The 24670-nt window shown below is 40.8% G+C and carries 24 protein-coding genes; 7 read left to right on the forward strand and 17 right to left on the reverse strand.

Annotated features, from left to right (window positions below; genetic code table 11):
* The first annotated feature begins 108 nt into the window (after nt 1-108).
* The 3 genes from QMN06_RS00765 (at nt 109) to QMN06_RS00775 (ending at nt 4081) form a co-directional block, all read left to right on the forward strand.
* Nucleotides 109-1956, forward strand: coding sequence for a tetratricopeptide repeat protein (locus tag QMN06_RS00765; RefSeq protein ID WP_281970589.1), 1848 nt, complete (start codon nt 109-111; stop codon nt 1954-1956).
* A gap of 116 nt (nt 1957-2072) precedes the next feature.
* The gene (locus QMN06_RS00770) at nt 2073-3041 is read left to right on the forward strand and encodes a cyclase family protein (protein WP_281970590.1); all 969 of its coding nucleotides are present in this window, start codon (nt 2073-2075) and stop codon (nt 3039-3041) included.
* Between the two features lie 56 nt (nt 3042-3097).
* On the forward strand, nt 3098-4081 hold the full coding sequence (locus tag QMN06_RS00775; RefSeq protein WP_281970591.1) for a tripartite tricarboxylate transporter substrate binding protein: 984 nt from the start codon (nt 3098-3100) through the stop codon (nt 4079-4081).
* Nucleotides 4082-4086: 5 nt separating this feature from the next.
* On the opposite strand, the gene QMN06_RS00780 is transcribed toward QMN06_RS00775, so the two are convergent.
* Entirely contained in the window at nt 4087-4761 is a 675-nt protein-coding gene (locus QMN06_RS00780) for a TetR/AcrR family transcriptional regulator (RefSeq protein WP_281971699.1), read from the reverse strand.
* A 48-nt stretch (nt 4762-4809) separates the two neighbouring features.
* Between QMN06_RS00780 and QMN06_RS00785 the strand changes: the two genes are divergently transcribed.
* Both QMN06_RS00785 and QMN06_RS00790 read left to right on the forward strand, forming a co-directional pair.
* Nucleotides 4810-5679, forward strand: coding sequence for a 3-keto-5-aminohexanoate cleavage protein (locus tag QMN06_RS00785; protein WP_281970592.1), 870 nt, complete (start codon nt 4810-4812; stop codon nt 5677-5679).
* Nucleotides 5680-5890: 211 nt separating this feature from the next.
* Nucleotides 5891-6478 (forward strand): phasin family protein, encoded by a 588-nt coding sequence (locus QMN06_RS00790; RefSeq protein ID WP_281970593.1) that lies wholly within the window; start codon nt 5891-5893, stop codon nt 6476-6478.
* A gap of 46 nt (nt 6479-6524) precedes the next feature.
* On the opposite strand, the gene rmuC is transcribed toward QMN06_RS00790, so the two are convergent.
* The 11 genes from rmuC to QMN06_RS00845 form a co-directional block, all read right to left on the reverse strand.
* Nucleotides 6525-7778, reverse strand: coding sequence for a DNA recombination protein RmuC (rmuC, locus tag QMN06_RS00795; RefSeq protein ID WP_281970594.1), 1254 nt, complete (start codon nt 7776-7778; stop codon nt 6525-6527).
* Nucleotides 7779-7870: 92 nt separating this feature from the next.
* Entirely contained in the window at nt 7871-8782 is a 912-nt protein-coding gene (locus tag QMN06_RS00800) for a nucleotidyl transferase AbiEii/AbiGii toxin family protein (RefSeq protein ID WP_281970595.1), read from the reverse strand.
* Nucleotides 8779-9324, reverse strand: coding sequence for a hypothetical protein (locus tag QMN06_RS00805; RefSeq protein ID WP_281970596.1), 546 nt, complete (start codon nt 9322-9324; stop codon nt 8779-8781). The genes QMN06_RS00800 and QMN06_RS00805 overlap by 4 nt, the downstream gene beginning before the upstream one ends.
* A gap of 266 nt (nt 9325-9590) precedes the next feature.
* Nucleotides 9591-9899, reverse strand: coding sequence for a Grx4 family monothiol glutaredoxin (gene grxD / locus QMN06_RS00810; RefSeq protein ID WP_281970597.1), 309 nt, complete (start codon nt 9897-9899; stop codon nt 9591-9593).
* Between the two features lie 56 nt (nt 9900-9955).
* On the reverse strand, nt 9956-10831 hold the full coding sequence (prmC, locus tag QMN06_RS00815; RefSeq protein WP_281970598.1) for a peptide chain release factor N(5)-glutamine methyltransferase: 876 nt from the start codon (nt 10829-10831) through the stop codon (nt 9956-9958).
* Between the two features lie 11 nt (nt 10832-10842).
* A complete protein-coding gene (gene prfA, locus QMN06_RS00820) occupies nt 10843-11922 on the reverse strand; it encodes a peptide chain release factor 1 (RefSeq protein WP_281970599.1) in 1080 nt (359 codons plus the stop codon).
* Nucleotides 11923-13233, reverse strand: coding sequence for a glutamyl-tRNA reductase (gene hemA / locus QMN06_RS00825; protein WP_281970600.1), 1311 nt, complete (start codon nt 13231-13233; stop codon nt 11923-11925). It abuts the gene before it with no gap.
* A 22-nt stretch (nt 13234-13255) separates the two neighbouring features.
* Entirely contained in the window at nt 13256-14014 is a 759-nt protein-coding gene (locus QMN06_RS00830; RefSeq protein WP_281970601.1) for a uracil-DNA glycosylase, read from the reverse strand.
* Nucleotides 14015-14017: 3 nt separating this feature from the next.
* Entirely contained in the window at nt 14018-15790 is a 1773-nt protein-coding gene (locus tag QMN06_RS00835; RefSeq protein WP_281970602.1) for a M61 family peptidase, read from the reverse strand.
* Nucleotides 15791-15795: 5 nt separating this feature from the next.
* Nucleotides 15796-16521 (reverse strand): DsbC family protein, encoded by a 726-nt coding sequence (locus QMN06_RS00840; RefSeq protein ID WP_281970603.1) that lies wholly within the window; start codon nt 16519-16521, stop codon nt 15796-15798.
* 30 nt (nt 16522-16551) lie between these two features.
* Complete coding sequence (locus QMN06_RS00845) at nt 16552-17778, reverse strand: FAD-dependent monooxygenase (protein ID WP_281970604.1); 1227 nt, start codon at nt 17776-17778, stop codon at nt 16552-16554.
* 23 nt (nt 17779-17801) lie between these two features.
* Between QMN06_RS00845 and ychF the strand changes: the two genes are divergently transcribed.
* Both ychF and QMN06_RS00855 read left to right on the forward strand, forming a co-directional pair.
* Nucleotides 17802-18896 (forward strand): redox-regulated ATPase YchF, encoded by a 1095-nt coding sequence (ychF, locus tag QMN06_RS00850; RefSeq protein WP_281970605.1) that lies wholly within the window; start codon nt 17802-17804, stop codon nt 18894-18896.
* A gap of 11 nt (nt 18897-18907) precedes the next feature.
* Nucleotides 18908-20044, forward strand: coding sequence for an NAD(P)/FAD-dependent oxidoreductase (locus tag QMN06_RS00855; protein WP_281970606.1), 1137 nt, complete (start codon nt 18908-18910; stop codon nt 20042-20044).
* On the opposite strand, the gene trpC is transcribed toward QMN06_RS00855, so the two are convergent.
* The 5 genes from trpC to rpe are packed head-to-tail and all read right to left on the reverse strand — an operon-like array spanning nt 20033 to nt 24661.
* On the reverse strand, nt 20033-20836 hold the full coding sequence (trpC, locus tag QMN06_RS00860) for an indole-3-glycerol phosphate synthase TrpC (RefSeq protein ID WP_281970607.1): 804 nt from the start codon (nt 20834-20836) through the stop codon (nt 20033-20035). The two genes, QMN06_RS00855 and trpC, sit on opposite strands and share 12 nt — an antisense overlap.
* A 3-nt stretch (nt 20837-20839) precedes the next feature.
* Entirely contained in the window at nt 20840-21871 is a 1032-nt protein-coding gene (gene trpD / locus QMN06_RS00865; RefSeq protein ID WP_281970608.1) for an anthranilate phosphoribosyltransferase, read from the reverse strand.
* 12 nt (nt 21872-21883) lie between these two features.
* A complete protein-coding gene (locus QMN06_RS00870; RefSeq protein ID WP_281970609.1) occupies nt 21884-22453 on the reverse strand; it encodes an aminodeoxychorismate/anthranilate synthase component II in 570 nt (189 codons plus the stop codon).
* Nucleotides 22437-23960, reverse strand: coding sequence for an anthranilate synthase component I (trpE, locus tag QMN06_RS00875; protein ID WP_281970610.1), 1524 nt, complete (start codon nt 23958-23960; stop codon nt 22437-22439). Before trpE ends, QMN06_RS00870 begins: the two co-directional genes overlap by 17 nt.
* Complete coding sequence (rpe, locus tag QMN06_RS00880) at nt 23957-24661, reverse strand: ribulose-phosphate 3-epimerase (protein ID WP_281970611.1); 705 nt, start codon at nt 24659-24661, stop codon at nt 23957-23959. The genes trpE and rpe overlap by 4 nt, the downstream gene beginning before the upstream one ends.
* Nucleotides 24662-24670 lie beyond the last annotated feature (9 nt).

Raw genomic sequence — 24670 nt, forward strand, 5'->3', positions numbered from 1 at the left:
AGTATCTATTTAATTCGTGCCATATGCTTAAGACATCTTGGAAAACATCCTGAGGCGATACAAGAGCTTGATTTCTATAATCAACGTCAACCCAATGTGATTGAGGTCATGATTGAGTTTGCTGAAAATTATCAGGTATTAAATCAGAGCGAGTTAGTAGAACATTATTATCAATCCGCTCTTCAAATCCTGCCTCAAGATTTACATAACCTATTTTTGCAAACCAAAGCAAAGCTTTATTTCAATCGTGGAGGGGAAGTTCTCGCGGATTATGATGTGCTTATTCAACATCAATTTCAGCTCGCAGAAATCTTGCATCTAAAGGCAAGATTGCTTATGCAATTAAGTAGATATGATGAATCACTCTTTCATTTGAAAAAAGCTGAAGAGCTTGGTGATATTGATGTTTTAAAATCTTTGGGAGTTATTTCTTATCATACAAAAAATCATTTATCAGGAATTACCTATTTAGATAAATACTTACAAAATAAAAAAAATGATCCACATGCGTGGATGTGGAAGGCATCTAATTATTTAGAGCTTAATAAAATTGAAGAGGCAATTGAATGTTTTAAGGAGGTAATTAGAAAAGACCCCAAGTGGCCTTTGGCGCAAGGTTTTTTAGTGCATGAGTTACAGACTTTATGCATTTGGGAAAGAATAGATTCTGAGAAAAACGTATTAGAAGATTTGATAGTTGCCAAGATACCGGCCGCAAGTCCTTTTATGGCCCTTTCTATTTTTGATGATACCTCCATTCTTCGTCAAGTTGCTAACGCATATATTGAATATTTTAAAGAAAAAAAACAGATCAATAATTATGTGCCGGAATCCAAGCAAAAAAATAAAAAAATAAAAATTGGTTATTTCTCCCCCGACTTCGGACAACATGCGGTTTCCTATTTAGCGATTGAGTTATTTGAATTACATAACCGTGATCAATTTGAAGTTTATGGTTTTTCACTACTAAATAGAAAGCATGATAATTTCAAACAAAGAATAGTGGAGGGGTTTGATCACTTGATTGATGTATCCTCAAAATCAGATGATGAAATTGTTCAAATTGCAAGAGACTTAAACATTGATATTGCAGTTGATTTATGTGGATTTACAGCTGAGAATCGATTTCAAATTTTTGAAAGACGAGTTGCCCCAATTCAAGTAAGTTATTTAGGATATTTAGGATCAATGTGTCATTTGATGGATTACATCATTGCTGATGAAGTTTTAATACCCGAAGAAAACCTGCCATACTTTTCTGAGAAGGTTATTTATCTTCCTTCCTATCAAATCAATGATAGAAAAAAAGAGGCATCTAACAAAAAGTTTTCAAAAGAAGATCTCGGAATTCCAAATGATGCATTTGTCTTTGGTTCATTAAACAATAGTTATAAGATTACACCTCAAATCTTTAAGGTGTGGATGGAACTCTTAAATGAGTTGCCTCAGAGTGTATTGATGTTGTCAGCACCTCAAGGGCAGGTAAAAGCAAATCTCTTAAAAGAAGCAGAAAAATACTCAATTGATACCAATCGTATTATTTTTTCAGAAAGAGTTGTAAGGGAAGAATATTTAACAAGATTAAAGTTGATTGATCTTTTCTTGGATACTCCAATTTATGGAGCAGGCACAACGGCTAGTGATGCATTATGGATGGGCGTTCCAGTTTTGACTATATTGGGTAAATCTTTTCCTTCTAGAATTGCAAGTAGTGTATTAACCAGTTTTGGTATGCCAGAGTTAATCGTTCACTCTATAGAAGAATATAAGTTAACTGCAATAAGGTTAGCTCAAAATGAATCAGAGTACTTACAAATCAAAAATAAAGTAGCTTCACTCATTAGCACCTGTAAATTATTTGATTCTGAGGCCACAACTAGAAATATCGAAAAAGCTTATCAAATGATTTATCAGAGATATATGGATGGCCAGTCACCAGACCATATAAAAATATGAACTTTAAAAAGATAAAGTCCTTATAAAAGTTGTACCTCTCGAAAATCAGGATTGACAATCCCTAAAATCAATGTTAATTTAAACACCTGTTTAAAAAATGCTTTGGAGGAGACGTTTTGACTAAAAAAATTGATCGTGCTGATTTAGATGCAGCCGCAGAAAAATATAAAAATTGGGGTAAGTGGGGTGCGGCAGATGAGATTGGTACTTTAAATTTCACGCAGCCTGAAGATATTGTCCAAGCAGCGGGACTGGTTAAAAAAGGTAAAGTGATCTCTTTAGCACTCAACTTTGATAGTAGTGGTCCCCAAGGCGCCAAAACAAAATATCCTTCTATGGGACGTATCAACCCTGTTCATACCATGCTTAGAACTGGTACTGATGCCTATTCAGGTGTATTGGATAAACGCGGCATTCGTGCTGCAGATGATATGGTCGTTATGCCACTTCAATGTGGCACACAATGGGACGGCTTAGGGCACGTATTCTTTGATAACTATATGTATAACGGTTTTGATTGCAGAGAAGTATCATCTGCTGGAGCTGCTAAATGCGGTATCGAAAAAACTAAAAGCAAAATGGTCGGCCGCGGAATTCTATTAGACGTAGCTCGTTATAAGGGTTTAGATACATTGCCAGATGGTTACGGCATTACCTGCGCTGACTTAGATGAAACCGCCAAGAAACAAGGTATTGAAATCAAGCGTGGTGATTTTATTATTGTTCGCACAGGACAAATGGAAGCAAAATTAAAAGCGGGCAGTTGGGATGGTTATCCAGGTGGTGATGCACCAGGTTTTGCATTCGAGACTTTAGAATGGATTCAACGAACAGAACTCGCTGCACTAGCCTCAGATACATGGGGTTGTGAAGTACGTCCAAATGAATCAGTAGAGGGAATTAATCAACCGTGGCATTGGATTACGATACCAATTATGGGTATGACCATGGGCGAAATTTTTTATCTCAAAGATATTGCTGATGATTGTGCAAGTGATGGTGTTTATGAGTTTATGTTTGTAGCACCAGCGATTCCAATTACTGGAGCCGTAGGATCACCAACCAATCCTTTAGCAATTAAATAAAAAATGAGTTAGCATCACTTTTAAATAAGTGATGCAACTACATTGGAGGAGACAAAATGAAAAAGAAAAATGACTTCTTAAAAAGAGGTTTTGTAGCAGTCAGTTTGTTATGTGGGTTTCTGGGGATTGCTGGACAATCTGTAGCAGCATATCCAGATAAGCCAATTAAATTAATTGTTTCCTTCCCACCAGGTGGTCCTGTTGATATAGCTGCACGCATTGTTGGCGCGCGCCTCACTGACGTTTTAAAGCAGTCCGTTTTTGTCGATAACAAAACAGGCGCTGCAGGTAATGTTGGAACACAGCAAGTTGCAAAATCACCTAATGATGGTTATACATTTCTTGTAACCTCTTCATCCTATGCAGTGAATCCATCCTTATATGGTGATAAAGCAGGTTATTCACCAAAAGAATTTGCACCTGTCATTGTTATTGCCACACAACCTAACGTTGTTTCTGTTAATGAAAAAGTACCTGTTAGAACATTAGCAGAATTACGTTCTTTGGCAACCAAAGAAAAAATGGCGTTTTCATCACCAGGAAGTGGCACAACACCGCATTTAACTTGTGAAAACTTATTCCATATTATTTGGAAAAATGATTCTACCCATATTCCTTATCGTGGGGCTGGTCCAGCATCAGTAGCCGTGGTTGGTGGTGAAACTCCGATTGGCTGTACTGCAGTCGCTGGAGTATTCCAATTTCATAAACAAGGAAAAGTACGAATATTGGCAGTATCAAGTACAGAACGTCTTGCAGATTTACCAGATATTCCGACGATGGCTGAACTTGGGTTTCCACAAATTAAAGATTACACTTGGGTTGCCGTATTAGCTCCAGTTGGAACTCCCCCAGAAATCGTCAATCAAATGAATCTTGCTATACAAAAAGTGATTGATGAGCCAGACACAAAAGAGAAGCTTCAACAAGCTGGTTTAATTCCAGTCGGAGGATCTGCGCAAAAGACAAATATGTACATTAATGATGAGCTCAAGCATTGGAGCAAAGTAGTCATTGAGACAAAAGCAAAAGCAGAATAATTCAGTTAATAAACAGGAGCTAAGAAGCCACTTTCACAAAAAGCTAAAATCTCTGGGAGTGCCTGATCAAGGCGCTCACCAGCACAGCGATTACGTGAAATGACCTCCAAGCGACCTGTATTAGAAGCCACATAAATATACAAACCCATGACAAAAATTAATCGCCAAGAGATGGATTCAATAGGAAGATGAGGTAAGGTTTTATGAAACTCATCGACAAAGGCCAGACTCACCGCATCGTAGTACTCGCTACGCAGTTCTTGGGCGAGTTCTTTTGGTTCATTATGCAGCCTTGCTTGCAATTTAACAAAGGCGCGACCACCAGGGCTCTCACTTGCAATCCGCAAGGGAGGATAGACGAAGGCATAAATCAAATCCTTCAGCGGAATTGCTGCGCCACTAGCCAACGCTCTAGCTTTTTCCAGCAGACTCAGGCGTTCTTCTACCAAAGTTTTAGCACGCCGCTCAAAAATGGCTTTAAACAAGCCTTGCTTACTTTTAAAGTGATAGTTGATCAACGCTTTATTGATATTCGCTCTCTCAGAAATATCTCTTACAGTCGTGCCAGCAAAGCCATACTCTGCAAAGAGGATCTCCGCCACATCGAGCAAACTGTTCACAGTTTCTTTCGACGTATTCGACAAATTATCTAATTTTTTATTAGTAATGCTTTTTATCATGTTCACACAATAACTCAAAATCACAGATTTCAACAGAAAGGAAACACCATGAGTAAAACTATTATCACATGCGCTATCACTGGTAATTTAACTAAACCAGAGATGACACCCTATTTACCCATCACGCCAGAGCAAATTGCTAACTCTGCACTGGAAGCCGCAGAAGCTGGAGCAGCTGTTGCGCATATTCACGTGCGTCATCCAGATGGCAAGCCTTCTATGGAACTCGAGCATTACGCTGAGACCATCAACCTGATTAAAAAACATAATAAAGAATTAATTATTAATTTAACGACAGGTCCTGGTGGAAGATTTGTTCCTAGTGAAGATGATCCAAAAATTTATGCACCAGGCACAACGCTAACGCATCCTTTAAATCGAGTTTCACATATAACAGCTTTAAAACCAGACATCTGCTCTTTAGATTTAAACACGATGAACTCAGGTCCTGATGTCGTGATGAACACGCCATCAAACGCACGCAAAATGGCAAAGGTGATTCGTGATGCAGGAGTGATGCCTGAACTCGAAATCTTTGACACAGGTGATTTAAATTTAGCAAAAGATATGATTGCCGATGGAAGCTTAGAAGGCCCAGGTTTGTATACCTTTGTGATGGGTGTTAAATATGGCTTTAATACGGACCCAGCAACATTATTGTTTATGCGTGATCAATTACCCGCTGGAGCTAAATGGGCAGCCTTTGGTATCTCACGTGCTGAGTTCCCCATCGTTGGTGCTGCGTATTTATTTGGTGGCCATGTGCGTGTCGGTATGGAAGATAACATCTATATGGAAAAAGGCGTATTGGCAAAAAGCAATGCCGAACTAGTAGCAAGAGCAAGACTCATCGTTCAAGAACTTGGTGGACAAATTGCCTCATCCAAAGAAGGCCGTGAAATTCTTGGCTTGAAGTAATGTGAAGAAAAGGGTGTGTTACAACACACACCCTTACTTACACAAAAGATTTTTATCAATCTAAGTTATTGAATTTGTTGAAAATAAAAAAATAAAACAACTAAATTAAAAATATTTTGATGCAACGCAACAAAATGCTTGCAAATTCATATAAAAAGGAATAAATTTATTGCAGTGCAACAATTTACTTTTCTTTTTAAGGGGCTTTTATATGAACTACGAACTAATGGCATCAAAATTAAACGAATTCAACACAAAAAATATTCAAAGCATGATTGCTTTAACTGAGAAATCAGTTGAGCGTTCACACAAGTTATCTGAAATCAATTTCGAAACAACTAAATCATTACTTGATGAAGTGAATGGTACTGTTGCACAAGTGATGTCAGCAAAAGATCCACAAGCATTTTTTTCAATGACACAAGACGGTTCATTGGATCAATATGCAGGTAAATTACTTGCTCATCAACAAGCTGTTTCTAAAGTAGTTCGTGATGCTGGCGAAGAAATTGCTCAAATGACAGAAGCTGGTGTTGAGCAGATCAAAGTAAGTTTAAAGGACTGGATGGACGCTTTAGCAGCAAACGCACCTGCTGGTTCAGAGTCAATTGTTAGCGCCATGAAAACATCTTTAGAGTCAACATTGCAAGGCGTAGGCCAAATGCAAGCTGCAGCTAAAGAAGTTGCAAGCAATGTAGAGCAAACGACTGAACAAGCTGTTAAGGCATTTCAAGGTCAAGTAGCAACTGCTAAAAAGACAGTAGCTGCAAAGACAACACGCGCTGCTGCACGCAAGTAATTTTTAGTTTTCCCTAAAACCCTTTAGAGTAATCTAAAGGGTTTTTTTATTCTTCTTCTAATTTTTCGATGAGGGCATTAGGTAAGGATTTATTGGGTTTCACACCAAGTTCTTTCACACGCTGTGCTGAGCGAACCAAATTACCATTACCCGTCGTCAGCTTCTTATACGCCTCATCATAGTTTTTTTGTGTTTGAGAAATACTCTTACCAACACCATCAAGATCATCAACAAAACCGACGAACTTATCGTACATTGCGCCACACAGTCGGGCAATTTCTAGAGCATTACGATTTTGATGCTCCTGACGCCAGACATGCGCAATCGTTCTCACTGTTGCATGTAAGGTACTCGGACAAACTAAAACAATATTTTTAGCAAGAGCATCTTGAAAGAGACTCGATTGATGACCGATAGCTGCCAAAAAGGCAGGCTCTATGGGTATAAACATGAGCACAAAATCAATTGAACCCAAGCCATATAAACTTTGATAATTTTTGGCAGAAAGACCATTCATATGCGCACGAATGGAGTTGACGTGGGCAGTGAGTTCAACTTTTTGTAAATCAGGATCATCCGTTTGTACAGATCGTGTATAGGCAGCGATGGATACTTTACTATCAATCACGACATGTTTACTCTCTGGTAAGTGAATCACAACGTCGGGATAAACAACATTACCTTCTTCGGTTCGTTGCGTATCTTGGACATCAAACTCGTGCCCTTTGCGTAAACCACAGTTTTCTAATATGGTTTCTAAAACAAGCTCACCCCAATTACCTTGCGCTTTTGAATCACCTCGCAGAGCTTTTGTTAAAGCATTGGCATCTTGGCTCATCTGTAAATTTAAAGCAGTCAAATTATGAATCTCAGCTTGTAAAGAGGCACGCTCTTTGACTTCTTCTGAGTAGACATCATCGACTCGCTTGCGAAAATCAGAAATCTTTTCTTGAAGTGGCTTGAGTATTAAGTCGAGATTTTGTTGATTTTGAGTAGCAAATCGTTGCGATTTTTCTTCTAAGATATCTTGGGCAAGATTTCTGAAATGATCCGTTAATTGTTTTTTGCTTTCGTTAAATTGCTCTAATTTTTCTTGAGAAATTCTTTTTTCGGAATCGAGTTCTGCACTCACTTTTGTGAGTTGATTGGATAAAGACTGAACCTCTACCTGAAGTTCTGATGACTTTATTTCAAAAGCATCTGCTTGAGAAAGACTTTTTCGATACGAAAGCCCAAAAAAGAGAGCGACAGAAAAAGTGATGCACGCAACTATTAATAAAACCCAAGATATATTTGTCATTTCCATAAGAAATAGTAACTGATATTGAAGAAAGCGAACAAAACCAAAAGAGCGTGGCCACCTTTGACTAAGTCATGAATAGTGCAGGCTCATTAAGTTAACTCAGATCGTATCGATAAAAACATCTCCTTAGTTGTGTTTGATAAGTATTCTAAGTGAGCATCGGTAGATAGCATTTTGTCTACTATGGCCGAGTCAATGAAGCGAGACATTTGTGCTTTAAATTGCCGGTCTTTAACGATCGCGGGGATTAGTTCAATGGCAATGCCTAGTAGGCGATCGAAGTCCCGTATGCCGTAATCACCAATTTTGACTACGACAAGATTAGGGTTAAGTTTTGCTCCTTGCCTAGCTAGCCAAGCCAGGTCCCAAATGTCGCGGTGGCGAATCTTTGAATCACTAATAATGACCGAGTTACCCTCGTTGTTTATCAGTGAGGTAGGAAAAGCTAAGATTTTATCTGCCATAATTTCATCAAGAGACTCAGTATTAACCAAGACAGTTGGTAACGCTCTTACTGAATCGTAGTTGGCGAGCAAGGGGAGAAGCTCTTTAGTGTGAGCTGGGATGTTGGCTATTTCGATTTTGATCTTTTGCTGTGGCATACTGCGGTTTTCTGGCGTGGTCTCAATTGAAATCCACCACTTGTCGACCTTTACACTCCCAACACTTGCCTTGGCTGGCTTCGGACTAACTGCTACATTCAACCCGAAACGATCGCCAATTCGCTTTTCTACACAGTCCTTTATTTTCTCCATTTTCTCGGCTGAAAAATCGATGTCACCGGCAAAATCTAAATCTTCGCTGAACCTATCCGATCCACGACATAGGCGCAAAGCTGTACCACCTTGAAATACCAAATCTTTGAGAAGACCTTCCCTATCTAGTGCCTGAAATATTTCGTAATGCAGAAGTTCTTTCTCCACTACTGGACGCATCGCAGTCAATGTCGGATTGTCCATGGCCCTGTCAACAAGCTTTTCGAAGTCCTCCCGCTCAGTCATACTTCATCCAGTTCCAAGTCGTCTTCAACAATCATATTTGAGTTACGACCAGAGCGCACGAGATCTCTTACCGCCGCTGATTGGGCTGCAATGCGCAACGGCCGGCCTTTGGAGGTTAGCGTATGCTTAAGTATTTCGGATCGTGGCCGCTTAGTATGAGTAAATTCAATTGTTCCATAAGGCGTCTTGTGTAGACCGCTGCGACCAGTTGTCATGACGGTCAAACGGTTAATAGGGATTTGTGAAATAGACCCATATTCTGAAAGAATAGACTCAAGGCTTACGTAGGAGAGACATCCAGGCCTTAGCGACTTTGCTATTTCCTCCGCAATCCAACGATTCTTGCTCGATGCAGCAGGGTTCACATAAAGACCCTTTGCAACTCTTTGTAAAAGACCATCGCAGACCATGCGCTGCAATGATTTTTCCATAGCCTTATCACCTTCGTCGGGAAAAAGCTTCTCGATATCGCGTTTGGCAAGTACATAAATGCCACGTCGATCAAGCTCTGCTAGTCTACGAATCAATTCAATTTTGGTCATAAGTATACTTTAACCCTAATTATTAGTGGGATATTTGTATACTTATTATATCAAGTTAGAAATTAATGTCCAGTATAAGTATACTATAACCCTACTTTTATATAGGGTTATAGTATACTTAACTGCATTTAATATAAAGCTTAAAAATAAGCTCAGATAGAATTTCTAGAATTTAGTATTACAAGCTATTGATACCATTCGATTTTATTACTCTTGCAGAGAAAGCCCGAATGGTTGGGCTTGTCTCAAGTTGATTTATTTAAAAATTAAGCTTTAAACAAATTCTGTAATTCGCCGCTTTCATACATTTCCATCATGATGTCAGAGCCACCGACAAATTCGCCATTGACATACAGTTGTGGAATTGTTGGCCAATTGGTAAATGACTTGATACCTTGACGAATTTCATCATCAGATAAAACATCTACAGTAAAGGGCTGCTTGATGCCACAAGCATTCAGAATTTGAATCGCTCTTCCAGAGAAGCCACATTGAGGAAATTGTGCATTTCCTTTCATGAATAGAACAACAGGGTTTGATGTAACGATTTCTTTAATACGTGCTTGTGAATCCATTAAGTATCTCCAAAAAACTAATAATGATTTATTTTAACTTGTTTCAAACTACAGGGCTAGACCAGAAACTGACCCATGGTTATTCGCTCATTACCGCTTAAATCTTCTTTTGTTTCAATATGGGAATAACCCTGCTCTGAAAATAGGTTTCGGACCTGTTGACCTTGTTCAAATCCATGCTCCACCATGACAAAGCCATCAGGACGTAAAAAACGGATACCATCCGCAAAAATACGACGATAGGCAGTGAGCCCATCAGCACCATCGCTTAATGCTAGTGAAGGTTCAAACCTTAAATCGCCTTCAAGAAGGTGATGGTCATTAGATGCAATATAAGGTGGATTACTTAATATCAGATCAAATTGATCAGATAAAGTTACAGAAAACCAATCGCTTTGGATCAACTGCACAAAAGGTAACTCCAGTTGTTGGCGGTTATGCATTGCCACCTGTAATGCATTCTGGCAGATATCCGAACCTGTCAATTCAAGAGAACCCTCAAGTCCATAGCTTTTGAAGTGTTTGGCTATCGATAGAATAATGGCTCCACTACCTGTACCCAGGTCAATCACTTTTAATGGGTTCTCATTCGAATAAGAAGAAGTGCGCAGACGATTGGCAATGATCGCAATGGCCGCATCTACAAGAATCTCTGTATCTGGGCGGGGGATCAAAACATGCTCATTCACATACAGTTCAATTTGATGAAATGATTTCTTCTTGATTAAATAAGCAATTGGCCAGCCATTTATTCGTTCTTTCTCAAGCAACAACCAATCCTGAACCAATTCATCTGGAAGTGGGTCTTGATCGTGGGCAATCAGCATTTCTCGCGACCAAGCTAAATGTTGATGACAAACATGATGGAGAAGGATTCGGGCATCTACACGATCAAGATTGGTTTTTTGTAAAAGACTTAGAACAGTTTCCACGATGACAACTCTTATGCTTCGCCGAGTGTCGCTAAAAGTTCTGCCTGGTGTTCTGATGTGAGGGCGTTGATCAAATCATGAATATCCCCATCCATCATGGCATCGATTTTATAAAGCGTCAGATTAATTCGGTGGTCAGAGATACGACCTTGCGGGAAGTTATATGTCCGAATACGGTCACTTCGATCACCAGAACCAATTAAGCTTTTTCTCTCAGAGGCTTCTTTATTGTGTTGTTCACGCATCCGTCCATCCATAATGCGCGAAACAAGAACCTTCATTGCCTGGTCTTTATTACGGTGTTGACTGCGATCATCTTGGCATTCCACCACGATACCTGTTGGTAAGTGTGTGATTCGAACAGCAGAGTCTGTTTTATTAATATGTTGACCGCCAGCTCCAGAAGCTCTAAAGGTATCAATACGTAATTCGCTTGGGTTGATTTGCACAGCCTCTACTTCATCTGCCTCAGGTAAAACGGCTACGGTACATGCTGAAGTATGGATACGACCTTGGGTTTCTGTTTGCGGAACGCGTTGTACACGATGACCACCTGATTCGAACTTGAGTTGCGAATATACCTTATCGCCTTCGAGACGCAGAATGACCTCTTTATAACCACCAAGATCTGATTCACTGGCACTAATTACTTCTGTTTTCCAACCTTGCCGTTCAGCAAACCGAGAATACATACGCAATAAATCGCCTGCAAATAAGGCACTTTCATCACCCCCGGTACCCGCCCGAATCTCTAAAAAAACGTTTTTCTCATCATTCGGATCTTTCGGTAATAAAAGCTTTTGTAATTCACTTTCTAAGGTTTCCATACGAAGTCTTGCCGTTTTGATTTCTTCTTCAGCAAAACTTCTGGATTCAGGATCACTGCGCATATCGATTGCCGCTAATTCATCTTCCTGTGCAGATTGATACTCAGCAAACTTCGTCACTACGGGATCAATTTCTGAATGTTCACGCGTATATTTACGAAACTGCTCCATATTCTGCGTGACATCCTCACGCGATAAAAGAGAGTTCAATTCAAGGAGCCGGATTTGTAAATGCTCCAGCTTGGATTGCATGCTTTGTTTCATTTATTTTTCGATATGATTCGAGCGAAAAAGCTCTGGTAATAATTTGATTAAAGTTTCTCGCTCTGGTCCCTGAAGATGTTGCAAAGCATGCAGAGATCCATGTAAAAACTTATTCGTAAGACCTTGGGCTAAAGCATCCAGAACTTCTTGAGGATTTTCACCTTTTAATAATCTTTTCTTGGCACGCTCAAGTTCAATTTGTTGCAATTGGTTGCCTTTTTGGCGTAACTCTTGGATTAGAGGAACTTGATCTCTTGTTTCTAACCAGTGCATAAAATGGGCTACTCTTGTTTCAATAATCGCTTCAGCTTGACCTACTGCTGCTTGTCGATTGCCAAGTCCAGACTGAACAATTTCCCCGAGATCATCAACGGTATATAAATACACATCATTGAGTCGCCCAACTTCAGATTCAATATCACGGGGGACTGCTAAATCAATCATCACAATCGGCTTACGTCGTCTTTTCTTGACGGCATTTTCAACCATCCCAAGACCAATAATCGGTAATGAGCTCGCAGTGCAAGAGACGACGATATCAAAATCAGCGAGGTGAGAAGGTAGTTCAGAAAGACGAATCGATTCCGTGTCTAAACCTTGAATCGATAAAGTATCAGCAAGGTCTTGACCGCGCTCTAGGGTACGATTAGCCACACCCACATGTTTGGGGTGCTTTGCCGCAAAGTGGACACTACAGAGTTGGATCATTTCTCCAGCGCCAATAAAGAGAATCTTTTGCGAACTGATATCACCAAAAACACGCTCTGCTAGACGCACCGCAGCAGCTGCCATGGAAATCGAGCTTGCACCGATTGCAGTAGTGCCTCTGACTTCTTTGGCAACAGCAAATGATTTCTGAAAGAGTTGATTTAAGTAAGTACCTAAAGCACCCACTTCGTCAGCATGACGAACAGCATCTTTCATTTGACCCAGTATTTGAGTTTCACCTAAAACCATGGAATCTAAGCCACTTGCTACCCGAAAAGCATGTCTGACCGCCTGAGATTGGGGTAAGGAGTAAATATGCGGTTCTAAATCCTCTTGCGCCACCCCTTGAGTGCCTGAAAGCCATTGAATTGATGCATGTTGAAGAACATCAATCTGCGGATTTTCATTACAAGCACAATAAATTTCCGTGCGATTACAAGTCGACAAAATGGTCGCCTCTGTAAAGTGCATAGGGGCTTTGCTGCCTATAAATGATCGAAAATCATGCAATGCAGAACTTAAGATTTCTGGACCAAAGGCAACACGTTCCCTTACCTCAATCGGAGCGGTATGGTGATTAATACCTAGGGTAAGTAATTGCATATCCTCGATTATAAAGACTCATTTAAAAAACACTGGAAGACCAAACAATTGGGGGGTAGGAGTGTTGAATCAGCCATTGGTTTGCTTGTTTAAAATGACCACAAGATCCCACGTCACCTTTGAGAAGAAATGGCTCACTGGTTTGATAGGCTCCCAGCCCAGAGGGGTGAGAAGCTTGCAAAATAAGATGTTCTTGGATGGGAGCAATCAGTTCAGCTTTTTTCTGGGCTACTTTTCCCCAAAGCATCCAAATCAGAGGGCGATCCTTACTCAGTTCTTGAATGATGGCATTGGTTAGCATATCCCAACCCCAGTGCTGATGGCTGTGCGCCTCACCTTGACGAACCGTAAGGCAGGTATTTAAAAGTAACACCCCTTGGTCGGCCCATGAGGATAAATTGCCATGAGGTAAGGTTTCAAAGCCATCCAAAAAAAGAGCTTTACTGATATTTCGTAATGAACTGGGATAAGTTCTAGAGTTTGTCGGAATATGCTCTGGAATAGAAAAAGCAAGTCCCTGAGCTAGACCAGGGCTATGGTAGGGATCCTGACCAAGAAGTACTACCTTAACCTCCTTAGCAGGAGTTTGATGAAGTGCTTTAAAAACGGATTCTTTTTTCGGAAAAATTTGATCAGGAAAATGAAGCCTAGCTTCATTTTCTTGAAGCACCAATTGTTCTAAATAAGGAAGATTTTTCTCATTAGATAAAAAATCATGAAGTAAATCACAGTAATCCTGCGGAATTCGACCTAAAAATGCTTCGACAGATGAACTGAACATCACTTACGTAGTTGGTTGGGGCGATCGAACAGTCCATTTTGAAAAATGACGCTCATCCTTTTCAATGACGCAGTTATGCAACACATCCTGACGGAACAACATCACTTGAATAGACTTACCTGAAAATCTTTCCAATAAAGCATTCAGATTCGATGGGGTGATGCGTTCACGATTCATGCTCACCAGGAGGTCGCCAGCCGCAAGACCTGCAAGATGAGCACTGCCATGATCTAAAACATGGGTAACTTTGACCCAGGCATCCTGAGCAATTGTTCGAATGCCAAATCGTTGCAGAGCTAATTCACTTCCAGAAAATGGGCTTTCAACCAAAGACCATTGGTTAGCTTCAAACAACTCTTTTAATGGCAAGTCATCTGTACCCGTAATATATTTTTTTTCAAATTGATTCCAAGAAGATTTAAAGTCCTTCCCAATCACTTCTAGGACGACATCTCTAAAACCATTCTCGGTAATTCCTGAGCCAATATCTTTTAGATTGCCATGTTTATTCCATAAGCCGACCATGACATCATCAAGTGACTTTTGATATTTAGTAAATTGGCGAATGAGTAGATCTAAAGCAAGGGCAATTAACGATCCTTTTGCGTAATAACTCACCACCGTATTTGGTGTATTTTCATCAACAATATAATATTTTGTCCAAGCATCAAAGGAGCTTTGCGCAACAGATTGTTTCAATCTTCCAGATGTGGAGAGAACGAGATTGATGGTTTTACTCAACCGTTCCAAATACACATCTAAAGAAATTACTCCAGAACGTATCAGTTGTAAATCATCATAGTAGCTCGTGAATCCCTCAAATAACCAAAGCAATTGGGTATGGTTACGGTTTTGTAAATCATAGGGCTGGAATGCCGCTGGTTGAATATTTTTGACATTCCATGCATGAAAATATTCATGGCTACAAAGACCTAAAAAATCCTCATAAGCATTTTGTTGAGTGACGAGGTTTTTATAAGGCAAATCGGAGCGCTTACATAAGAGCGCTGTGGAACTGCGATGCTCTAGTCCACCATAACCATTGGCGCTGGCATTGACATGAAAGATATATTGTTTAAAAGGCGCTTGTTGCGTATCTGGCTCAAAAAAAGCAATATGAGCTTGGGTAATTGCCTTCAAATCTTTTTCTAACTTTGCAGTATCGATGAGTTCAGTCGCACCTTGAATCACCATGTGGTGATGGATGCCAAAAGATTTCCAGTGGATGATTTGAAAATGCCCAAGACTTACAGGATGATCGATGAGTTCATCATAATCATTGACGAAGTAAGTACCAAAGCCATTTTTTGAAACACGTTTTGGATTCATGGAAGTGATGAGCGACCAGGTATTCATCCAATCCTGTTTTTCAATATGAACCAAGGATGGCGAATCTGTCCATCCTATCGCCTGTAAACACAGGCTTGTATGGTTAAAAAAACCACGATATTGATCTAAATAGGCAGCCCTAACTGATGTGTCAAAAGCATAGATTTTGCTACGTATTAAGATTGGTTTTTGTGTCGTATGAATTTTCCAGGAATTGCTATCCACAGCATCGACGACAAGTGGTGAGATCAAATGATGCTTTTCATTGATTTCATAGGCATGAATACTCACCACTTGCCTACTAAAATCCCGAATCATATAACTGCCAGGAATCCAAGCTGGCATTTGTACCTCTTGCATTGCTTGAGGTCGCCAAATGATTAAATCAACTTCAAAATAATGACCTAAAGGATCAATCGGGCGAATGACATATTCAGTTGGTGCCATGATAATTATTTAACATTCGATTTGTTGATGGAGGCTAATTTCTTTTCAATATCATCCTTAGATGCTGCTCCGGGAATACGGCTACCATCCACAAAGAAAATAGCCGGTGTGCCTGTAATCCCTAATTTTTTGGCAAGTGCTAAGTTTTTATCTAGCGGGTTTGGACAATCTGTTTTGCTCGGAAGCGGCATATGCGCTGTCATCCAGTTGACCCAAACCTTAGAAGGATCACTTGCGCACCAAACGGCTTTTGATTTAGTCGTTGAGTCTGCAGAAAGAATCGGAATTAAGAAGGTATACACAGTGATGTTATCCATCGTTTGAAATGACTTCTCGAGAGTTTTGCAATAGCCACAATTTGGATCTGCAAATACAGCCATTTTTCTTGAGCCATCACCACGCACCAATTTCACCGTATCTTGCAGAGGAAGCTCACTAAACTGGATACGATTCATTTCATCTTCACGAGCGTCTGTGAGGTTTACGCCTGTTTTTAGATCAGTGATACTACCTTGAATTAAAAACTTTGCTTGAGCATCAACGTAGATAATGCTGGAGTTGGCGACAACTTCATAGATGCCAGGAATTGGACTTGGATTAATACTTTTAATCTGTATTTTTGAGCCAAATTGTTTTTGCAACTCAGTTTTGATTTTATCGGTTGATTGGGCAAATGAGAGGCTGCAAAGACCAAGGCTTAGCAGCATCATATATCGATTGATTAATTTCATTCAAAGTCCTTTTTAAACACATCTTACAATTTAACCCAATGCTCTAGCAATGAGTTGTTGTTTCAGAAAATCTTGTTGATTCAGTATTCTTAAGCCAGTATTTCTGAGCCAACGCAGCGGCGGTGATTGGTGAAGAAACAACTGGTGTAAATGATGGGTGACCTTTAATAAAGCCTCAATATCTCCAGCACGCCGGCGCTCGTAACGTCTTAAGACGATGGCATCATTTATTTTTCTAAAACTTTCTTTTTCAGCAAAGACAGTTCGTAAATCAATCACATCCCTGAGACCTAAATTGAGTCCTTGACCCGCTAATGGGTGTATGACATGAGCCGCATCACCCACCAGAATGATTTTTGGATCAAGCTCAGGACCAATGAGATGCTTAGCCTGTAATTTCTTCAAGGGATAAGACATCGCCTCATTGAGGAGGGTGAGCTCACCTAATTGTTTTTGAACACGTCCATGTGCCGCTTGAGAAATGCGTAAGCAAAAATCTTCGGGTGTATGCTTTGCACTTTCAAGAAGAGTTTGGGCATGATCGTGATGAGTCGACCACACGAGCGAGACCCTTTTGCCAGGAAGAGGTAATAATGCAAGAACATCGCCACCCGGCAAAAACCATTGATATGCGGTTTGTAAATGGGGTAAAGAGCATGAGAAGTTAGCGACTACCGCACTATGAGAATAGTCTTCTTCCTCAATTTCAAAATTAAAAAGACTTCGAGTCGGTGAGTTAGCCCCATCTGCTGCAACAATTAATTTGGCTGTGCAATTACCTTCAGTAGTTTTTACTATGACATGCTCTTGATCAATCTGAATATCGATGACCTCAGCTTGTAAACGCTGCAGAGGTTGTGCAAATCGAGAAGCCATATCAATCGCATGTTCTATTTGTTGCGCCTCAACCATCCAAGCTAATTGTGGAACAGCGCCCTCAAAAGCAGAAAAATTCAGACAATCCTTATCAAGACCACTATCACCAGAAATCTGCATTTCTCGGATGGGTTGAATACGATCTTGTGGTATTGCATCCCAAACTTGGAGCTGTTGTAACAGTTCTTGGGAGCTTGAAGAAATCGCAAAAACCCGACTTGGCCACTCATTTTCTGCAAAAGAAATATTTTTTGGGGTATTTTTTGACTCTAAAAAAGGGGCTATGTGAAGCACCTTTAAGCCTTGCTGGGCAAGGGCTAGCGCAGTAGTTTTACCTACTATGCCACCACCCAAAACGATCAAATCTTGTTCATTCATCATACGAAGTTATTACAATACTCACTATGTCATTAAAATGCGGCATCGTCGGCCTGCCTAACGTCGGCAAATCTACTCTCTTTAACGCGCTTACTAAAGCAGGTATAGCAGCGGAGAACTATCCATTTTGCACGATTGAGCCTAATGTTGGGGTGGTAGAAGTACCTGACCCACGTTTGGCCCAACTTGCTCAAATTGTTCATCCTGAACGTATTGTCTCAGCAATTGTCGAGTTTGTGGATATTGCTGGATTAGTTGCGGGAGCTTCTAAAGGCGAAGGCCTTGGAAATCAATTTTTAGCCAATATTCGTGAAACCGATGCAATCACTCATGTCGTGCGTTGTTTTGATGACGATAATGTGATTCACGTCGCTGGAAGAGTAAACCCGCTTGATGATATTCAAGTCATCGACACGGAATTAGCCCTATCCGATTTAGCAACGGTTGATAAAGCCGTAGCGAAGTATACGAAAGCAGCAAAATCGGGTAATGATAAAGAGGCTTCACAATTATTGGCCATTTTATTGAAAGTGTCCGCTCACTTAAATGAGGCTCAACCCGTTCGTTCGCTAGGTCTTTCTAAAGAAGATTTACTTCTATTAAAGCCGTTTTGCTTGATCACCGCAAAACCCGTCATGTATGTCGCGAATGTCATTGAAGGTGGCTTTGAAAATAATCCGCATTTAGATGCTGTGAAGCAGCATGCTGTAAAAGAAGGCGCACCTGTTGTTGCAGTATGTGCGGCGATCGAAGCAGAAATCGCTGACTTAGACGACGCCGATAAAGAAGAGTTTTTAAAAGATATGGGGATGACAGAGCCTGGTCTTGATCGCGTCATTCGTGCCGGTTTTAATTTGCTAGGATTACAAACCTACTTTACGGCTGGAGTAAAAGAAGTGCGTGCATGGACAATACATGTTGGCGATACCGGACCTCAAGCAGCTGGCGTGATTCATACCGATTTTGAAAAAGGCTTCATCCGCGCTCAGACAATTGCTTTTGATGACTTTATTCAATTTAAAGGTGAGCAAGGGGCAAAAGAGGCTGGCAAGATGCGGGCTGAAGGTAAAGAGTACATTGTTAAAGATGGTGATGTACTGAACTTCTTATTTAACGTCTAATTTGTAATTCTATGGATCACATTGAAGTTGTGGTCGTTGGAGCAGGAGTCGTTGGCTTAGCCATTGCTAGGGAGCTTGCGCTCCAAGGCCAATCCGTTTTGCTAGTTGAAAAAGAACCTAGCTTTGGCATGTCAACTAGTTCGCGAAATAGCGAAGTCATTCATGCAGGAATTTATTACCCGAAGGATTCTTTAAAAGCAAAGTTATGTGTGCAGGGTAATCGCCTGTTATACAACTACGCCAAAGAACGAGGCGTGCCATTCAAGAACTACGGCAAACTCATTGTCGCTTGTACCCAAGCTGAACAGGCATCTTTAGAGCAGATTTGGCATCGTGCACAAGAAAATGGAGTGAGTGGACTTGAGCGCATGACGCAGTCGACGATTCATCATCTAGAACCTGAATTAAATGCCCTTGAAGGGATTTATTCTCCGACAACAGGGATTATTGATAGCCATTCTTATATGCTCTCATTACTTGGTGATTTTGAAAATGCCGAGGGTGTCATTAGTTACCGCACCACATTTGAACATGCTCAATTGTTGAATCAATGTGGAAGATTTGTAATCACCCTCAAGAGTGGACAAGACAATGAAGATGTCTTTGAAATGAGTTGTGATCATTTAATTAATTGTGCAGGGCTAGGTGCAGTTGAAGTGGCAAAAAGAGTCAGTGGATTATCGCCACAATATATTCCTGAGGCTTATTTTGTCAAAGGCAATTATTTTTCTTTATCGGGCAAAACACCCTTTCGTCACTTAATTTACCCAGTTCCAGAGCAAGCAGGACTTGGCGTTCATCTCACCTTAGACTTAAATGGCAGGGCAAAATTTGGGCCTGATGTCGAGCATATTGATGCGACCGATGAGCAAACCATTGACTATGCAGTCGACCCCTCAAGAGTTGGCCATTTTGAAAATCAAATACGTCAATATTGGCCAGGACTTCCATCTGGCTCACTAACGCCAGATTATTCCGGGGTGCGTCCTAAAATAAAAATGAATGGCATCGTAGGGGCTGATTTTCGAATCGATACCACTGAGCAACATGGCCTACCAGGTTTAATCAACTTATTTGGGATTGAATCACCAGGACTTACCGCATCATTAGCAATTGCTCAAGAAGTACAAAAACTCTCAAAAGAATAATTGTTCTAGAGCTTGACCAGGCGATGGTGCTCGCATAAATGCTTCTCCAACCAAGAAAGCATGTACCTGATGTTGGCGTAAAAAATCCACATCAGATTGTTGCAAAATACCACTCTCTGTAACAACACGTTTATGTTTTGGAATATTAGTAAGTAATTGCACCGTGTTTTGAATAGATACTTCAAATGTTTTTAAATTACGGTTATTGATACCTAAAAGAGGTGAGTTCAGTTGTAAGGCACGCTCGAGTTCTTCCGCATCATGCACCTCGACTAAAACATCCATACCAAGTCGCATTGCGATGTCTTCAAATTCTTTTAACTGAGGATCTGACAAAGCTGCCACGATGAGTAAAATAGCATCTGCCCCCATGGCCCGTGCTTCAAAAATTTGATAGGGATCAATCATAAAATCTTTACGAATCACAGGTAACTCGCAAGCAGCCCTAGCTTCAATTAAAAATTCGGTACAGCCTTTGAAATATTCAATGTCAGTAAGAACCGATAGACAAGCAGCGCCGTGCTTGGCATAACTCATTGCAATTTCTGCCGGATGAAAAGGGGAGCGTAAGATTCCACGACTAGGACTTGCCTGTTTGATCTCCGCAATCACACCAGCATATCCTTGAGTAATTTTATTTTCTATCGCCTGATAAAAACCTCTAGGCTTTAGCTGTTCGTCAAGAATACTATCGAGAGCCGAGTGTTCAACATCAACAAAAGGCTTTTGTGACTTTGCAAAAGAAACCTCTTGCTGTTTTGTTTCTAAAATACGTTGCAAGATATCAGACATAGATTATTGGGAGAGTAATTGAGTCGTTTGAACAAAAGCATCTAATTTTTTCTTGGCACTGCCATCGGCAATGACTTTTCGAGCAAGTTCAATACCTGCTTCAATAGAAGTGGAAACATCAGCAGCGTAGAGTGCAGCACCAGCATTGAGACAGACGATATCGAGTGCCGGACCTTCACCGTTATTTAAAACATTCAATAACATGGCTTTTGATTCTTCAGGACTTGCAACTTTAAATGCGCGAGTACCGACCATCGATAGACCAAAGTCTTCCGGATGAATTTCGTATTCAATAATTTCATTATTTTTTAATTCACCCACCAAAGTGGAGGCACCCAAGGAGATTTCGTCTAGACCATCCTTGCCATAGACCACTAAGGCGTGTTTTAAGCCCAAACGCTGCAGCACTCGAACTTGAATACCCACTAAATCCGGATGAAACACCCCCATCAACATGTGAGGTGCATTTGCAGGATTCGTCAGAGGCCCTAAAATATTAAAGATGGTCCGAATCCCTAATTCTTTTCGAACCGCTGCAACATTTTTCATGGCGGGATGGTGATTTGGCGCAAACATAAAGCCAATACCTGTTGTTTCAAGACACTGGGCAACTTGACTCGCTTGAATCTGAATCTTGGCACCTAAAGATTCCAAGACATCAGCGCTTCCTGATTTACTACTAACCCCACGATTGCCGTGTTTTGCAACCTTAGCACCCGCGGCAGCAACCACAAACATTGCCGTAGTAGAAATATTAAAGCTATGCGAGCCATCCCCTCCAGTACCCACAATATCGACAAAATGCGTTTGATCAGCAATCTGAACTTGATTAGCAAATTCACGCATGACCATCGCAGCGGCAGTAATTTCGCCAATTGTTTCTTTTTTAGTTCGCAGACCCACCAGTAGTGCTGAAGTTAAATTACTAGAAAGCTCACCCCGCATGATGGAGCGCATGAGTTCAAGCATTTCATCATGGAAGATTTCACGATGTTCAATGCAACGCAATAAAGCTTCTTGGGGGGTAATCGCCATAGGGTACCTAGTTTAATTCTTCATTTTAAGGAAATTGTTTAATAACTCGTGCCCATATTCCGACAATATCGACTCGGGATGAAATTGTACCCCCTCCACCGCCAAGGTCTTATGTCTCACACCCATGATTTCATCATCATCCGTCACCGCAGTCACCTCAAGGCAAGATGGTAAGGTTTCACGAGAGATCGCGAGAGAGTGATATCTTGTCACCTGAAATTCAGCTGGTAGGCCTTGGAAAACACCGCGACGTTTTGAGTGCACCGTGTCGACCTTACCATGCATCACTTTCTTCGCACGAATCACATCACCACCAAAAGCTTCACCAATGGCTTGATGTCCAAGACAAACCCCAAGGAGGGGAACTTTTCCAGCAAAGTGTTGAATCGCTGCAATAGAAATTCCTGCTTGGGCGGGACTACACGGTCCTGGTGAGATACAAATATGAGAGGGACTTAGAGCTTCCATTTGATTGATGGTAATTTCATCATTACGATAAACCTGTATGTCTGCACCCAACTCTCCAAAATACTGAACTAAGTTATAGGTAAAAGAGTCGTAATTATCAATCATGAGGAGCATGGAGTCCTCCTTGAACAAGTTCAACGGCGCGTAAAACAGCTCTTGCTTTTGCTTCGGTTTCTAAATATTCAGATTCGGGATTGGAATCAGCGACGATACCAGCACCTGCTTGCGAATGAACCCACCCATTTTGAATCACGCCAGTACGGATAATAATCGCCACATCCATATCGCCAGAAAAGGATAAATAACCCGCAGCACCACCATAAGGGCCGCGCTTGGTAATTTCCATTTCATCGATGATTTCCATGGCGCGTATTTTGGGTGCTCCCGATAAAGTACCAGCTGGGAAAGTAGCCCTTAATACATCCATATTGCTCACATCGTCACGCAGCTCACCCTCGACGGAGCTGACAATATGCTGTACATGGGAATATTTTTCAATCGTCATTTTTTCCGTCACTTTGACGCTACCAATTTTTGCAATACGGCCGATGTCGTTTCTTGCTAAATCGATGAGCATCACATGTTCAGCAATTTCCTTCGGATCAGCTAATAGTTCTCGGGCTAGTTCAGCATCAAGCTCAGGTGTTTTACCCCTAGGCCTAGTTCCAGCTAATGGCCGCACGGTAACTTTTCTTTTTGTAGCAGAGTGTTCCGCAGAGACAACTTGTTCTTGCCTGACTAAAATTTCTGGAGATGAACCAACTAATTGATGATCACCAAAATCATAAAAATAAAGGTAGGGTGATGGATTTAAAGAACGCAGAGCACGGTACAAGGTGAGTGGAGATTCTTCATACGCTTGACTGATTCGTTGACCAAAAACAACCTGCATACAATCACCCGCCAAAATATATTCTTTGGTTAAATTGACTTTTTTAATGAATTCATCTTTACCAAAATGACGTACAGGCTCTGTTTTTGCGGTAGCAAATGATTTTTGAGCTTTGATTGGTTGATCTAGACAATCTAACAGAAGTTGTAAACGTTGTTGGGCTCTTTGATAAGCATCTGTATGATCGGTATTGGCATAGACAATCAAGTATAGTTTGCCCGCCAGATTATCGATCACAGCAAGTTCTTCAGTTAGCAGTAATTGAATATCAGGCAAATGTAAATCATCTTTTGGCGAGGAATTAGCCAATTTATGCTCAATATAACGAACTGTGTCATAACCAAAGTAGCCTGCTAACCCCCCGCAAAAACGCGGCAATCCTGGCAAGAGCGCTGCTTTAAATCGTGCTTGAAATTGCTCAATAAAATCTAGCGGATGATCATGATTCGTTTCGACAAGTTCATCATTGGTGATGACTTGATTGATCGGTGCGCTTGGAGTTCCTACAGAGCGTATCAATGTCGAAGCGGGTAAACCAATAATCGAATATCTACCAAAGCGCTCACCACCTACGACCGACTCCAACAAGAAAGTGTTTTTCGCACCTACTGCTTGAGTTAATTTCATGTAAAGCGATAGAGGCGTTTCAAGATCTGCCAAGGTTTCTGAAACTAGCGGAATACGGTTAAATCCTTGCTTGGCAAGGTTGTTAAATTCATCTAAATTCATTGAGCAGTTGCCAGTTCCCGTCTCATTTCTGAGATGACATGTGCGTAATCAGGCTTGCCAAAAATAGCAGAGCCAGCAACAAAAGTATCAGCTCCAGCCGCAGCAATCTGCGCAATATTTTGTGTATTAATTCCGCCATCAACTTCTAAACGAATTTGTCTGCCACTTTTCTGGGCGTATGAATCTAGTAGTTGTCTTGTTTGTCTGATTTTATCGATCGTGGAAGGAATAAACTGTTGACCACCAAATCCTGGATTGACCGACATCAACAAAACTAAATCAATCTTATCAAGGATAAAATCTAAATATTGCAAAGGAGTAGCTGGATTTAAAACCAAACCGCTTTGACAGCCCACTTCTTTGATCAGACCTAAGGTTCGATCTATATGAGAGCTTGCCTCAGGGTGAAAACTAATCAGGTTTGCACCTGCTTTTGCAAAATCCGGAATGATACGATCAACAGGTTCAACCATTAAGTGAACATCGATACAGACAGATTGACCATTTTTCTCAGCGAAAGGACGAATCGCATCACATACGAGAGGACCGATCGTGAGATTGGGGACGTAATGGTTATCCATTACATCAAAATGAATCCAATCGGCCCCAGCTTGTAAAACGTGTTTGACTTCTTCCCCTAGTCGGGCAAAATCAGCGGCAAGGATAGATGGGGCTATGATAGCTTGTAATTTATCGGTCATATGTTTATT

It is taken from the genome of Polynucleobacter sp. SHI8 (assembly GCF_027944005.1).
In the GTDB taxonomy this organism is placed as follows: Bacteria; Pseudomonadota; Gammaproteobacteria; order Burkholderiales; family Burkholderiaceae; genus Polynucleobacter.

Coding starts and splice junctions, on each gene's coding strand:
- QMN06_RS00835 (WP_281970602.1), bottom strand. CDS start 15,790: ATGGCACCAACTGAATATGTCATTCGCCCGATTGATCCTTTAGGTCAT.
- hemA (WP_281970600.1), bottom strand. CDS start 13,233: ATGCAATTACTTACCCTAGGTATTAATCACCATACCGCTCCGATTGAG.
- QMN06_RS00855 (WP_281970606.1), top strand. CDS start 18,908: ATGGATCACATTGAAGTTGTGGTCGTTGGAGCAGGAGTCGTTGGCTTA.
- QMN06_RS00830 (WP_281970601.1), bottom strand. CDS start 14,014: ATGTTCAGTTCATCTGTCGAAGCATTTTTAGGTCGAATTCCGCAGGAT.
- QMN06_RS00800 (WP_281970595.1), bottom strand. CDS start 8,782: ATGACTGAGCGGGAGGACTTCGAAAAGCTTGTTGACAGGGCCATGGAC.
- trpC (WP_281970607.1), bottom strand. CDS start 20,836: ATGTCTGATATCTTGCAACGTATTTTAGAAACAAAACAGCAAGAGGTT.
- grxD (WP_281970597.1), bottom strand. CDS start 9,899: ATGGATTCACAAGCACGTATTAAAGAAATCGTTACATCAAACCCTGTT.
- QMN06_RS00790 (WP_281970593.1), top strand. CDS start 5,891: ATGAACTACGAACTAATGGCATCAAAATTAAACGAATTCAACACAAAA.
- rpe (WP_281970611.1), bottom strand. CDS start 24,661: ATGACCGATAAATTACAAGCTATCATAGCCCCATCTATCCTTGCCGCT.
- QMN06_RS00775 (WP_281970591.1), top strand. CDS start 3,098: ATGAAAAAGAAAAATGACTTCTTAAAAAGAGGTTTTGTAGCAGTCAGT.
- QMN06_RS00780 (WP_281971699.1), bottom strand. CDS start 4,761: ATGATAAAAAGCATTACTAATAAAAAATTAGATAATTTGTCGAATACG.
- QMN06_RS00805 (WP_281970596.1), bottom strand. CDS start 9,324: ATGACCAAAATTGAATTGATTCGTAGACTAGCAGAGCTTGATCGACGT.
- QMN06_RS00785 (WP_281970592.1), top strand. CDS start 4,810: ATGAGTAAAACTATTATCACATGCGCTATCACTGGTAATTTAACTAAA.
- rmuC (WP_281970594.1), bottom strand. CDS start 7,778: ATGACAAATATATCTTGGGTTTTATTAATAGTTGCGTGCATCACTTTT.
- prfA (WP_281970599.1), bottom strand. CDS start 11,922: ATGAAACAAAGCATGCAATCCAAGCTGGAGCATTTACAAATCCGGCTC.
- trpD (WP_281970608.1), bottom strand. CDS start 21,871: ATGGCGATTACCCCCCAAGAAGCTTTATTGCGTTGCATTGAACATCGT.
- ychF (WP_281970605.1), top strand. CDS start 17,802: ATGTCATTAAAATGCGGCATCGTCGGCCTGCCTAACGTCGGCAAATCT.
- QMN06_RS00840 (WP_281970603.1), bottom strand. CDS start 16,521: ATGAAATTAATCAATCGATATATGATGCTGCTAAGCCTTGGTCTTTGC.
- QMN06_RS00870 (WP_281970609.1), bottom strand. CDS start 22,453: ATGCTCCTCATGATTGATAATTACGACTCTTTTACCTATAACTTAGTT.
- QMN06_RS00765 (WP_281970589.1), top strand. CDS start 109: ATGATTGAGTTTGCTGAAAATTATCAGGTATTAAATCAGAGCGAGTTA.
- QMN06_RS00845 (WP_281970604.1), bottom strand. CDS start 17,778: ATGATGAATGAACAAGATTTGATCGTTTTGGGTGGTGGCATAGTAGGT.
- trpE (WP_281970610.1), bottom strand. CDS start 23,960: ATGAATTTAGATGAATTTAACAACCTTGCCAAGCAAGGATTTAACCGT.